Genomic DNA, 12,041 nt, shown 5'->3' on the forward strand with positions numbered 1-12,041 from the left:
AAAATAGCTTTTCCAGCTAGTCTACGCTCATTCAGCAATAGATTTTTTTCCGAATATGTAATATACTTAAACTATTCTAATATTACTTTAATAAATGTAGGTTCTAACTGTGACTAATTTAGATCGTCAAAACTTAATATCTATTAGTATTGAAGATGAGATGAAAGGCTCTTACTTAGATTATGCTATGAGTGTAATTGTTAGTAGGGCAATTCCAGATGTACGTGATGGTCTAAAGCCAGTGCATCGTAGAATCCTTTATGCAATGTATGAAGCATCTAATTACTTTAACAAACCTTATCGTAAGTCAGCAAGAACTGTCGGTGATGTGATGGGTAAATACCATCCGCATAGCGACTCTGCAATTTATGACTCATTAGTGAGAATGGCACAGGATTTCTCTTTAAGATTACTGCTCGTTGATGGGCAGGGTAATTTTGGTTCAAGAGATGGTGATGCTGCCGCTGCTATGAGGTATACAGAGTCAAGACTTGCTAAAGTTACTCATACATTGCTCGAAGATATTGATAAAGAAACCGTTGATTTTACGCCAAATTATGATGGCTCTGAGAGGGAGCCTACGGTATTGCCGTCAATGTTTCCCAATCTCTTGGTGAACGGAACTAATGGTATTGCTGTTGGCATGGCTACCAATATTCCTCCTCATAATCTTGGAGAAATAATTGATGCTTGCTGTCTATATGTTGATAATAATGATGTAGAAATATTAGAACTTATGACCGTAGTTAAAGGGCCTGATTTTCCTACTGCTGGTATAGTACTTGGTACAAGCGGTATTAGGTCGGCTTATTTAACGGGTAGGGGGAGTATTCTAATTAGAGGACGCAGCGAAATTGAAGAGATTGCTAATAATAGACAGGCTATTATTATTACAGAAATACCATATATGGTTAATAAAGCGAAATTGGTTGAGAAAATTGCCGAACTAGTCAAGGAAAAACGTATTGAAGGTATCAGTGATCTTAGAGATGAATCAAATAAGGATGGTATTCGAGTAGTAATTGAAATAAAGAAAGATGCTGTAACAGAAGTGGTGCTGAATCAAATATATTCCTATACCCAGCTACAAACTAGTTTTGGTGTGATTATGTTAGCTCTAAGAGATGGGCTACCAGAAGTTATGAACTTAAAAGAAGTGATAGCTGCTTTTGTCAATTTTAGAGAAATAGTAATAACTCGCAGGACGATATATTTGTTAAATAAGGCTCGTGATAAGGCTCATATTTTATTGGGACTAATGATTGCGGTTAGTAACATTGATGAGGTTATTAGAATAATTAAATCTTCCAATGATCCGGCAAGTGCTAAAGAGCAACTAATGCAAAGAACTTGGGATGCGTCATCTATAATAGATCTAGTAAAACTTGTTGATGATAGAGCAATGATAGCAGATGATGGTAAATGTTATTTTACTGAAACACAAACAAAAGCAATTCTTGAAATGCGATTGCAACGTTTAACTGCTATGGAGAAGAATAAATTAGAAAATGATCTTGCGGAACTAGCTACGGAGATTAGGGGTTATACTGACATTCTAGCATCACGTGAGAAACTTCTAGAGATCCTAAAAAATGAGTTAATTAGAATCAAAGATGAATTCGCTACCCCCCGCCTTACTAGCATTGAATTAGGTGATTTTGATCAAGATATTGAGGATCTTATCCAAAGAGAAGAAATGGTTGTGACCGTGACATTGGGCGGTTATATTAAACGTGTACCTCTTGCTACCTATAGAGCACAGAAACGAGGAGGGAAGGGGAGGTCAGGGCTGTCAATGAGGGACGAAGATATTACCACTCAAATATTTGTTGGCAGTACTCACACACCTATGTTGTTTTTCTCAAATACCGGGCAGGTATACAGCTTAAAATTATATAAACTGCCACTTGGTAATCCTCAAAGTAAAGGAAGGCCAATAGTCAACATTTTACCTTTAAAAGAAGGAGAACGTATAAATAATATTATGCCATTGCCTGAAAATCAGGATGAGTGGGATAGTTTGAATATTATTTTTGCTACAAGCCAAGGTAATATTAGAAGGAATGATTTATCAGACTTTAAACGTATTCAATCAAATGGTAAAATTGCTATTAGGCTTGATGATAATGACCATTTAATAGATGTTAAAGTTTGTAAGGATGAAGACCATGTTTTACTGGCAACCAAAGCTGGTAAAGCTATAAGATTCCCAGCTAGTTCAGTTAGGGTATTTAAAAGCCGTACTTCTGATGGTGTAAGAGGTATGAGGATTGCTTCTAGCGACTACGTTATTTCTATGACAATATTAAAAGGAATATCGTGTACAATGGAGGAAAGAGAAGCCTATCTATCAATTCCTATAGAGAATAGGTTGTTAATAGCGGGTGGCAAGGAATTTACCCCGGAAGAATTTGATGTACAGTTAAATAAAGAACAGATTTTAGAAATGGCTGTTTCAGAAGAATTTATTCTTACTGTTAGTGAAAATGGTTTTGGAAAAAGAAGTTCCGCATACGAATATAGGATTACTAACCGTGGTGGTAGCGGTATTGTTAATATGGATGTGTCTGACAAAACTGGATTAGTTGTTGGAGTAATGCCGGTTGATATGTCTGATGAGTTGATGTTAATTACTAATAATGGCAAACTAATTAGGTGTAAACTTGAATCTGTACGTATAACTGGTCGTAATACTAGTGGTGTAATATTATTCAAAACCGAACAAGGAGAAAAAGTAGTTTCTACCGCATTGATTGCTGATAGCCCTGAGGAAGAGGTAGATGTGGATATACTCGAATGATAATATATAAATATAACCTGAGTTCGGTTTAACAAGTTATCAGTATCATCCCTGTTAGGGTTGATGTTACCCCTGCTTTCGCAGGGGTCTAGAAAAGTTTAAATAGTTTTCTTGGCTATTTTTTTAGACCCCGCTACCTTCGCAGGGGTGACATCGAAGGTGCTTAGAATAATAATTATTTTTATAATGACATCAACCCTCACGATATAAGAGCCTAGAACGATAATTTTAATTTAAGTGAACCTTGATGGCTTGAATATTTATTATTAGACGCTAAATAGTTATATACTGCCATGATTTCTGTTGATCCACGTTTTATAGTGATAGTTCCGCCAATTTTGTAGTTGTATTTAGCAGGTTTTTCAAGCAGCAATATTTCCTCTTTACTGCTTGGGCCTGACATGACCTGCATATGAAGCTTCTGCTGCTTATTATGTAAAAACTTTTCGACTTCCATATGCAATCTAGGAATCACTTGGGTAGTATCACTAATCTTCATTGGCATAATTGCTTCAAATCCTATAAGACCCGAAGATCTTCGGCTGTTAGTAGCAGCTATCGATAGACTTTGTTTTTCAAAGCTTGCCTCATATTCAGCAATATCCTGCCCTCCATATTTAAGCCCAATATGGGGGATAATTAAAGCTTTACCAACCTTTGATTTGTAAGCAACTACTATCTTACTACTATATGAGCTATTAGCAAATTTAGCTTTAGCTAGCTGGTTTTGTACTGGTAATTTTGCAGAAACATTAGCAAAAGCACGGGAAAGAAACCCTTGTAATATTAGTTTCTCAGACAAGTTAGTTTGACCATATATAGATATTACGTGAGTGTGGGCAGCAACTTTGTCAGTATGATTCTTGTATTTAAAGTGAGAGAGAACATAATTATAAGCCCCTCCCATAATGCTGCCATTAGGTAACTCTAAATCACCCCCAATAGTTGTGGCACTAGTTCTGCCAGTATAGCTACTTAACAAGCATTTCCCATTATATTTGGTTATACCTATCGTACCACTAACCCACATATTTTTAGGAACAATATTATCTTCATCACCAGCAGCGGGAGGGAAAAGATTGTTTAGATGTTTTAAATCGCTTAATCTTAAATCAATAGATGAGTTTGCGAATTCATGAGACAAGATAATTATTTCATTCAGTGCTAAGGCAATATTTCTTACTGTTTCTTTTTGTTTTTGTAATAATTCTTCCGCTAATGCTGCTGTTATCCTTGCTACCTGTGCAACTTTTTCTTGTGGTGCTATAGCTTCTGCTGGAGGTACATGTTCTTCTTCTGCTTCTTCTACTAGAGGTGCAGGTGGTGGTGCAGGTACTCTTTCTGCTGGCGGTACATGTTCTTCTTCTGCTTCTTCTACTGGAGGTGCAGGTAGTGGTGCAGGTACTCTTCCTGCTGGAGGTACATGTTCTTCTTCTGTTTCTTCTACTAGAGGGGCAGGTGGTGGTGCAGGTACTCTTCCTGCTGGAGGTACATGTTCTTCTTCTGCTTCTTCTACTAGTGGTGCAGGTGGTGGTGCAGGTACTCTTCCTGCTGGAGGTACATGTTCTTCTTCTGCTTCTTCTACTAGAGGGGCAGGTGGTGGTGCAGCTACTCTTCCTGCTGGTGGTACATGTTCTTCTTCTGCTTCTTCTACTAGAGGGGCAGGTGGTGGTGCAGCTACTCTTCCTGCTGGTGGTACTCCACCAACAGCTCCATCTTCCCCTACTGGTGGTACATGTTCTTCTATATCTATTTGCAAATGATCTTGTTGTTCTTGATGATCTTGTGGTACATATACGTGTATTGGTGACCTTCTAACTCCGTCTCCGTCTTCTCCTTGTTGTTGTACATTATCAGGAAATAGAAGTGGGGCAGGATTATGTCCTACTCCAACTCCTTCTAATCCTACTTGTTGTGGTACATTAGCTACTGGCACTATTGGTTGTTGTCCATCAGTTGTATCCTCCTGATTTTTTTTTTGTTTTTTCTATATTCACATAAGGTTCATCAGGGGCTATATCATCATAAAGTTCAGAAGAAGTAAGTTCAATATTCAGCTCTCCTAGTGGGAATTCATTTTGTCCTTGTTTTTTATAGAAAAAACTAGCCACCTTAGTTAGGTAAGAGTTGGGTCGGTTAACACCCAACTGTTTTTTAAACTGTTCAAATGCTCGTTTTTCATTAATAACCAATGGAGTATTAAAAAGTGCTACTGCCTCATGCCTAGATGAATCACCAGTTCCATATACCGTAACTGGTATAATAATTACAGTCCCCAATGCAGATATTACAAATAGCACCTTTGCTATAAGTATTTTAACCTTAGATAAGCACATAGAACCTGTTTTAATAGGTTAAAATATAATAATTGGTATAGAATAGTAGAAAAGAAACCTATAATTGTCTAGCTAATATTACAGTAACACAAGGGATTTGTGAAATAATCATTGACGGAGTGATTATATTTAAACATAATCGTCCAAACTCTTTGAAGATATCTAATGAAATTATCTGATTTTGATTTTACTTTACCAACTGAATTAATAGCTCAGAAACCAGAAAAAAAACGAGATGAGTCTAATTTGTTGATAGCTGTACCAAATAATCACTTAGTGCAGGTTAAGTTTCATGATATAATTAACTATCTATGCCCTGGTGATTTAATGGTGTTTAATGATAGTAAAGTTATTAAAGCCAAATTGCTATTGAATAAAGATGGAAAAAAGATCGATTTATACCTAAATAAGCCAATAAATAATAATTATTGGCATGGTTTTGCCAAGCCTTCAAAAAGACTTAATGAAGGAGATCAATTTGATTTTGGTTGTAATAAGATTATTATAAGTAAAAAACTTGGGATGGGGCAGGTTGAGATAGCATTTGTTCTAGATAATATTTCAGTTTTTGAATTTTTAGAGAAATATGGTGAAATTCCTCTACCTCCTTATATAAAGAGGCACGAAAATTTACTAGAGGATAATAATAGATACCAAACAGTTTATAGTAAGAACCTTGGAGCAGTAGCCGCTCCAACTGCAGGGCTACATTTTTCTGATGAATTACTTGTATTAATTAAAGCAAAAAATATTGAAATTGCTTTTATTACTTTGCATGTTGGAGCAGGGACGTTCCTACCAGTTAAAACTGAGGATATTGACCAACATAAAATGCATTCAGAATATTATCATATAGATAAAAAAACTGTAGATATCATTAATAAGGCAAAAAAAGAAAATCGACGGATAATAGCCGTGGGAACTACCAGCTTACGAGCATTAGAAAGTAACGCAATTGCCAATTCTCTTAATGGACAAATAACAAATGGCGGATTTGAAACAGACATTTTTATTAGACCAGGATTTAAATTTCAAATTGTTGATATGTTAGTTACCAATTTCCATTTGCCAAAATCCACATTATTCATGTTAGTTTGTGCCTTTGCTGGTTATAAGGAAATAACTGATATCTACAAATATGCTATAGATAAGAGAATGCGGTTTTTTAGTTATGGTGATGCGACTCTTCTTTATAAGCCGAGTAACTCACTCCTAGTAATAGAGTGAGTCCTCTAGAGTGTAAGACGACGAAGCAATGACTTAGCTATAATATTAAAAAAATCTGTTCCCAAATTCTTGGTTTTATGTGATAATCCATCCCGGTAATATTGTTGTTTTTTCAAAATAAAACAGAGAAAGATAATAGACCTCTTTCGAAACTGGTTAACGTAGTTCAAAATTATAAATGCCAGAGATCAAATTAAATCTAAGACCGAATCTTTTACGTCTATTTCGATATTTGTCAGCAATAATTTTGAACCGTTTTAGCATACCAATAACGTTTTCATTCAGAACTCTTTCTCCTGCTAACCTACGATTATTCTTTTTATCATTTTTAGTTAAAGGATTTTTCTTGCTTTTTTTCTTTGGTAACTCAGAATTATTGTGAATTTTTTGTATACCTTGATATCCTGTATCAGTAATCGCTTTAACCTTAGAATGGATAAGAATTTTGGATTCCTTAAATAATCTAAAGTCATGTTTTTTACCGTTAGAAAAATCTGTACATATTACTTGGTGTGTCTTCTTGTCTACCACTATTTGAGTTTTTAGTGTATGCCTTTTCTTCTTTCCTGAATAATAGAATTTTTGTTTTTTTTAGGTCTTTCTATAGGACTCTCAGTAGCATCAATCAAGACTACTTCATAATTCATATCACTCTTCATTAGAGCTTTACGACCTGGAAGAGCAAAGTTTGGGTGTTTAACTAGGGTGTCTTCTACCCATTTAACAGCTTTATATGCTGAACTTTCACTAATCCCATAGTTCTGACCTATATGGAAATAAGTACGGTATTCTCTAAGGTATTCTAAGACCATCAGCAACTGTTCCTCCAAATTGAGCTTATTTTTACGCCCACCTTTTGATTTCTTAAGACCATCAGCTTGCCTCAAAATATCCACCATCTTTGAGAATGTTCCCTTCTTTACTCCTGTTAATCGACGAAATTTTTTATCCTCTAACTCTTTAATCTGATCGAATTTCATATTATTACTTCAAATCAGATATTTATAACACCATTCTACATCATTGTCTAGTTTCGAAAGAAGTCTAATGAGCATCGAGACGACTAAAGAAATAACAGAAGTAAGAATCATTAGTGCATTAAGTAAAACATTAGTGACCAAGTATAATTGGAGTTTAGTGGTAACCACCATGTTAATAGTTACTGCATGTTATAAACTTTTTTTTATAACAATAATTTTGACATGCTGTTAATTATTATATTAGATTCAATATTTTAGTCTTATTTTCCATAATATATATTATAGAACATTTATGTATCTTAAGATAAGCAACTTACTATCACCGTATACTTTTTCTTTAATTAGCTGTAAAGAATCAGCACTAAAATCCTCATTTTTAGCAAGTTCGACTACAATAATGCTACCATCTTTTAACCATTGACCTTTTTTTAAAGCATTAACTGCCTTCGATATAAGATTATGACCGTATGGCGGATCAATAAAAATTAAATCAAAGCCGTGATAAGCCGAAGGTAGAGCTACTGCATTGATATTTAAGAAAGTCATTTTATCCAGCTCACCTATTTTACTAGCAAACTCTTTTGCTGCCTGTAAATAATTAGCATTTATATCAACTAATGTAACTGCTCCAGCACCTCTAGAACAGCTCTCAAGAGCTAAACTACCCGTGCCAGCAAATAAATCGAGAACTTTAGATTCATTGTTAAATAACCTACAATCAATGAATTCTCCTGAAGTTAGTATACTAAAAATCGCCTCTCGGATTTTCCCTGTGGAAGGACGATAGTTAGAGTTTTTTAAGGTAGGTATGATCCGATTTTTATGTTTGCCTGCTATAATTCTAATCATAAAAATTTCTTAAATTTTTCGAATGGCTGTTCTTTATACTGATTTGGTTGCAAATTACCTAATAAAAAATCTCCATAGCTAATTCTAATTAACCGGTTAACAGTCAAGCCAAAATGTTCAAATATCTTTCTAATTTCACGATTTTTACCTTCAGTCAAAACTACTTCAAACCAACAATTTGTCCTGCCTGATTTTATTAATTTAATTGATTTGGGATCATAACGTATTTGATCAATTTCTATATTTCTATAATTTTTTAGCAAAAGATTTGGGTTACCATATGCTCTGACTTTATATACACGTTCTATTTTACTTGATGGTAGCTCAAACTTTCTTGCTAAATCACCATTATTGGTTAGTAATAATAGCCCTTCACTATTGATATCCAGTCGCCCTATTGAGATTACTCTAGGCAGATTCAGCTTTGCAAGACTGGCAAATACCGTTTCTCTACCATTTGTATCTTTATGCGAAGTAATGAGTCCAATAGGTTTGTAATATACCCATAAACGTGGGATATGTTGTTGATTTATTAGTTTTCCCGACACCTCAATAATACTAGTTTCATCAATATTGGTTGCTGGTGAATCAATAATAACACCATTTACTTTTACTTGATTATTTTTAATAAGCAGTTCTGCATCACGTCTTGAACATATCCCTGCGTTACTAATCGCTTTTGCTAGCCTTTGTGTACTATCCTGTTTCAAATGAACATCCTATATTTTTTACTTACTAGACATAGACACGTCATTGCTAGGAGCTACTTTAGTAGCGACGAAACAATCCAAAAAAAATGACCAAATTTAGATTGCTTCGTTGCCGTAAAGTGACTCCTCGCAATGATGCTACAACTTTTAAATCACTCTGTTAATAATAGGATTCTAAAAATTCTTTTATCTTATCATCAGGGATTTCAAAAATATCAATCATACCGTGTTCTTTAGGATTAAAGTTTTCGGGAAATTTTGTAGCAGGGAATCCTCTAGAAAACATATATCGAGAGCAAGAGGAGTTTACTCTATTAATCAATTCCATTTGTAAACCACTCATTGCCGTCAAAGGTTTAGAGTTATAATATGCCCCCTGTAAATTAAACTGATGAGTATGATGAAAAACTAACATTTTAGATAAATCAACTCCTATCAAATTTGTATTACTAAAAATTGCAGTATTATAAGAAGCATTAGTAAATTCTACTCCACACAAATTACTTCCTGAAAAATCAGCAGATTCTAAATAAGTTCCATTAGTAAATCTAGAAAGGGCAAAATCACATCCTAGCAACTTTGCTCCCCAAAAATCTACGTTAGAAAATTCACTTTTTTGGAAATTATTTAATGAGAGATTGGCGTTGAAAAATTTTATGTTATAAAAATAAGACTTACTAAAATCAGTATCATATTTATTCTTTCCTGTACCAAATAAAATAATACCACTTAGATCTAGATCTTTTAAATTTTGCTTTTTATTGGCAATCAAAAATCTTAACTCCTTGAAAATCTCAATATTCACTTGATTATATTTTGGATCAAATGATTCCCATACACTTAATGGTTGAAAGAGTATAGGTTCAACAGGAACAGTTTCTTTTTGTAAAGAAGGGATTCTTTCGAAAGCAAATTTAGGATTTTTTCCTTCAGATAAGGTAACTAGTCTAGTTACCTTATTATCTAAAGCTAGAACAGAAAATTGATATCTACCGAAAGCAACAGTATATAAAGCTAAGTATCCAGATAGTAATTTTATTATCGTATTTCTACAAAATACTACTTGTGGAAAAGAAAAAAACTTATTAAATTTATTTAAAATAATGGAGCAAACTTGAATAATGCTGGAAACTGATCTTAAGAGAAGTTTACAAATTAGCCTAATGGCTATAATCCCATATAGGATAGTTTTAAGCAATATTCTCAAAGCAGCTTTTACTTTTTGAGAGTAAAATTTATATATTTGTTTCATAGCAATGTATAACTACAATAATAGTCTTAATTTTGATAATATAACATTTATGAGTATTTTGTCTAATGTAAGAATTTTAGTTGCTGTGCGGGCTTTCCAATCCATAGATCGTACTTGATCGCATAATACTGCTCCCTTTATTTGTTCAAAGTTTATTATCACTTCAAAAGGATAGCCCTTAATTTGACTAGTGATAGGTACAAATAGAGCAAGACCACTCTTAAGGTTATATTTATAAGAAGTAAGAACTACCGCTGGTCGTGTTTTTTGAATCTCTTTGCCTTTTTGAGGTTCAAAATTAAGCCAAACTACATCCCCTCTTTCAGGTATGAATGTTACCACGATTCATTACCTACAGCAATGTCGTCATTTAATATTTCATGATGACAGTTAGAATCTGTAATATTATCCAATAATATATCTAATTCTGATGTTTCTGTACTGATAATCAAATAGTTATCAGCTGTTTCTAAATTAACAAATGTACCTTGTTGAAAATGTAACTTATCAGCTAGATGTTTAGGAATTCTAATTCCCAAGCTATTTCCCCATTTTTGGATTTGAGTTTGCATAATATCATTAATATTGTTATTGTATAAACAAGTATATACAATAAACCTACATTCTGCAAGTTAAAAATTCTTTTTCGTCATTGCAAGGAGCTATATCACCATAGTACCCTACATTTTTCTATAATCGTCATCGCAAGGCATCTTTAGATACCGTGGCGATCTAGGTAAACAGCGAAGCTGTTTTTTTAGAGTAGCGCTTCGCGTATCCTAGATTGCCGCGTCGCCGCTTTCAGCGACTCCTCGCTAATAGACGATCAGCAGCCATTTTAATAGTGGTTATATAAAAAATGTAGGGTACTATGCTATATCACCCCCCTACCCTGTTATTACGTAGTTGTAACATCCCCAAAAGGAGTAAAAAATAGGCAAACATCTGTATAAAAGATACCATACCACTCAATTCTGGTAAAAATATAACGATAATAGGTTGTAATAAAATGGCTACTCCACTTGAAAATAATACTATCCTAGTACATGTTTGCCAAGAGGATTTAGGGCCAAAATAATTAGTTAACAAATATACTAATGTGATAATAAAGCTTTTTTCGAATAAAATTGTTACAAAACGAAAAACTATCATTATCGGCATTAAAATGTAAATAAATACCTTCGGTGCTTGTGTAAGGATTCCGGAAAAATGCTTTTTAATGACTTCTTCAGTTAGAATTTTTTGATCAGAAGTAAATAATTTAGAATATCCAATACTAAATGCACTCTTTTTTTTATCAGTTATTTCAATCGTAGTAAGGGTTATATTATTGCTACTAAAGAGGATAGGAACTTTAATTTTCTCGCTATAAGGTAGTTGATTCTTTGAGTCTATAACAGCAATTTTATTACCATTTTCATCGAGTAAATATATAGGTTCATCTTGATTAACTAAAATTTTACTACCATCATAATAGATTTCCGGTAACTGTTTTAATATATATTCAATAGTTGTGGTGCTTTTTGTAGTGCGGTTTTCAGTAAAATAATCCGTCAAAGCCAACAAATAATTAAATATAAAAAGACAAAAAATCAATGATGATATAAAAGATACCGTAAATATGTACTTAATTCCATACCCTGTATATGATCTATAAACATCTTGGTAAAAATTTATTGAACTAATTGATAACCGTAATTGATGAAATAAAGTAGCAAACCACGAGAAAACGGATAATAGTTTTGTTGTCATAATATCTATTTTGATGTAGATTCATAAAAAATTTTTATCAATGTATTCCAATTCTTGAAACTAGAAAAGTAACCAAGTGTGTAAGTTTAAGCAAGTATAATAGTTTTTAAGGGCTGATGTCATTCCCGTGTAGGC

General features: G+C 33.7%; 12 protein-coding genes. 3 read left to right on the forward strand and 9 right to left on the reverse strand.

Annotated elements, in window-relative coordinates; translation table 11 throughout:
• The first annotated feature begins 160 nt into the window (after positions 1-160).
• On the forward strand, positions 161-2,800 hold the full coding sequence (gene gyrA, locus ACN1AG_RS06280; RefSeq protein WP_417905607.1) for a DNA topoisomerase (ATP-hydrolyzing) subunit A: 2,640 nt from the start codon (positions 161-163) through the stop codon (positions 2,798-2,800).
• A gap of 214 nt (positions 2,801-3,014) precedes the next feature.
• Here gyrA and ACN1AG_RS06285 read toward each other — a convergent pair whose 3' ends face one another.
• Both ACN1AG_RS06285 and ACN1AG_RS06290 read right to left on the reverse strand, forming a co-directional pair.
• Complete coding sequence (locus ACN1AG_RS06285; protein ID WP_417904736.1) at positions 3,015-4,736, reverse strand: autotransporter domain-containing protein; 1,722 nt, start codon at positions 4,734-4,736, stop codon at positions 3,015-3,017.
• A gap of 16 nt (positions 4,737-4,752) precedes the next feature.
• Positions 4,753-5,136, reverse strand: coding sequence for a hypothetical protein (locus ACN1AG_RS06290; protein ID WP_417904737.1), 384 nt, complete (start codon positions 5,134-5,136; stop codon positions 4,753-4,755).
• A 165-nt stretch (positions 5,137-5,301) separates the two neighbouring features.
• Here ACN1AG_RS06290 and queA point away from each other — a divergent pair, with 165 nt between their 5' ends.
• Positions 5,302-6,363, forward strand: a complete 1,062-nt coding sequence (queA, locus tag ACN1AG_RS06295; RefSeq protein WP_417904738.1) for a tRNA preQ1(34) S-adenosylmethionine ribosyltransferase-isomerase QueA — start codon at positions 5,302-5,304, stop codon at positions 6,361-6,363.
• Positions 6,364-6,519: 156 nt separating this feature from the next.
• Here queA and ACN1AG_RS06300 read toward each other — a convergent pair.
• Positions 6,520-7,343, reverse strand: a protein-coding gene (locus ACN1AG_RS06300) for an IS5 family transposase (protein ID WP_417904739.1) whose coding sequence is annotated in 2 segments (ribosomal slippage) — positions 6,520-6,956 and positions 6,956-7,343 — 825 coding nt in all. Because the reading frame shifts where the segments join, the coding sequence is not laid out codon by codon here.
• Between the two features lie 67 nt (positions 7,344-7,410).
• Here ACN1AG_RS06300 and ACN1AG_RS06305 point away from each other — a divergent pair.
• Positions 7,411-7,575, forward strand: a complete 165-nt coding sequence (locus ACN1AG_RS06305; protein WP_417904740.1) for a hypothetical protein — start codon at positions 7,411-7,413, stop codon at positions 7,573-7,575.
• 47 nt (positions 7,576-7,622) lie between these two features.
• Here the strand turns inward: ACN1AG_RS06305 and rsmD are convergent, their stop codons facing one another.
• From rsmD to ACN1AG_RS06335, 6 genes are all read right to left on the reverse strand, one after another.
• Positions 7,623-8,192, reverse strand: coding sequence for a 16S rRNA (guanine(966)-N(2))-methyltransferase RsmD (rsmD, locus tag ACN1AG_RS06310; RefSeq protein WP_417904741.1), 570 nt, complete (start codon positions 8,190-8,192; stop codon positions 7,623-7,625).
• The gene (locus tag ACN1AG_RS06315; protein WP_417904742.1) at positions 8,189-8,902 is read right to left on the reverse strand and encodes a pseudouridine synthase; all 714 of its coding nucleotides are present in this window, start codon (positions 8,900-8,902) and stop codon (positions 8,189-8,191) included. The genes rsmD and ACN1AG_RS06315 overlap by 4 nt, the downstream gene beginning before the upstream one ends.
• Before the next feature lie 160 nt (positions 8,903-9,062).
• The gene (locus tag ACN1AG_RS06320) at positions 9,063-10,154 is read right to left on the reverse strand and encodes a pentapeptide repeat-containing protein (RefSeq protein ID WP_417904743.1); all 1,092 of its coding nucleotides are present in this window, start codon (positions 10,152-10,154) and stop codon (positions 9,063-9,065) included.
• A gap of 12 nt (positions 10,155-10,166) precedes the next feature.
• Positions 10,167-10,496, reverse strand: a complete 330-nt coding sequence (locus tag ACN1AG_RS06325) for a type II toxin-antitoxin system PemK/MazF family toxin (protein ID WP_417904744.1) — start codon at positions 10,494-10,496, stop codon at positions 10,167-10,169.
• The gene (locus ACN1AG_RS06330) at positions 10,490-10,726 is read right to left on the reverse strand and encodes an AbrB/MazE/SpoVT family DNA-binding domain-containing protein (protein ID WP_341747556.1); all 237 of its coding nucleotides are present in this window, start codon (positions 10,724-10,726) and stop codon (positions 10,490-10,492) included. The genes ACN1AG_RS06325 and ACN1AG_RS06330 overlap by 7 nt, the downstream gene beginning before the upstream one ends.
• Positions 10,727-11,033: 307 nt before the next feature.
• Positions 11,034-11,906 carry a DUF1189 family protein gene (locus ACN1AG_RS06335; protein WP_417904745.1) on the reverse strand — a complete coding sequence of 291 codons (873 nt, stop codon included), beginning with the start codon at positions 11,904-11,906 and terminating at the stop codon, positions 11,034-11,036.
• Positions 11,907-12,041 lie beyond the last annotated feature (135 nt).

Origin of the sequence: Candidatus Tisiphia endosymbiont of Micropterix aruncella, assembly GCF_965178575.1 — a bacterium.
Lineage (GTDB): Bacteria > Pseudomonadota > Alphaproteobacteria > Rickettsiales > Rickettsiaceae > Tisiphia.

Excerpts from the sequence above, each read along its gene's own strand:
- gyrA (WP_417905607.1), top strand. The coding sequence starts at position 161 with ATGAAAGGCTCTTACTTAGATTATGCTATGAGTGTAATTGTTAGTAGG.
- ACN1AG_RS06320 (WP_417904743.1), bottom strand. The coding sequence starts at position 10,154 with ATGAAACAAATATATAAATTTTACTCTCAAAAAGTAAAAGCTGCTTTG.
- ACN1AG_RS06330 (WP_341747556.1), bottom strand. The coding sequence starts at position 10,726 with ATGCAAACTCAAATCCAAAAATGGGGAAATAGCTTGGGAATTAGAATT.
- ACN1AG_RS06290 (WP_417904737.1), bottom strand. The coding sequence starts at position 5,136 with ATGTGCTTATCTAAGGTTAAAATACTTATAGCAAAGGTGCTATTTGTA.
- rsmD (WP_417904741.1), bottom strand. The coding sequence starts at position 8,192 with ATGATTAGAATTATAGCAGGCAAACATAAAAATCGGATCATACCTACC.
- ACN1AG_RS06305 (WP_417904740.1), top strand. The coding sequence starts at position 7,411 with ATGAGCATCGAGACGACTAAAGAAATAACAGAAGTAAGAATCATTAGT.
- ACN1AG_RS06335 (WP_417904745.1), bottom strand. The coding sequence starts at position 11,906 with ATGACAACAAAACTATTATCCGTTTTCTCGTGGTTTGCTACTTTATTT.
- queA (WP_417904738.1), top strand. The coding sequence starts at position 5,302 with ATGAAATTATCTGATTTTGATTTTACTTTACCAACTGAATTAATAGCT.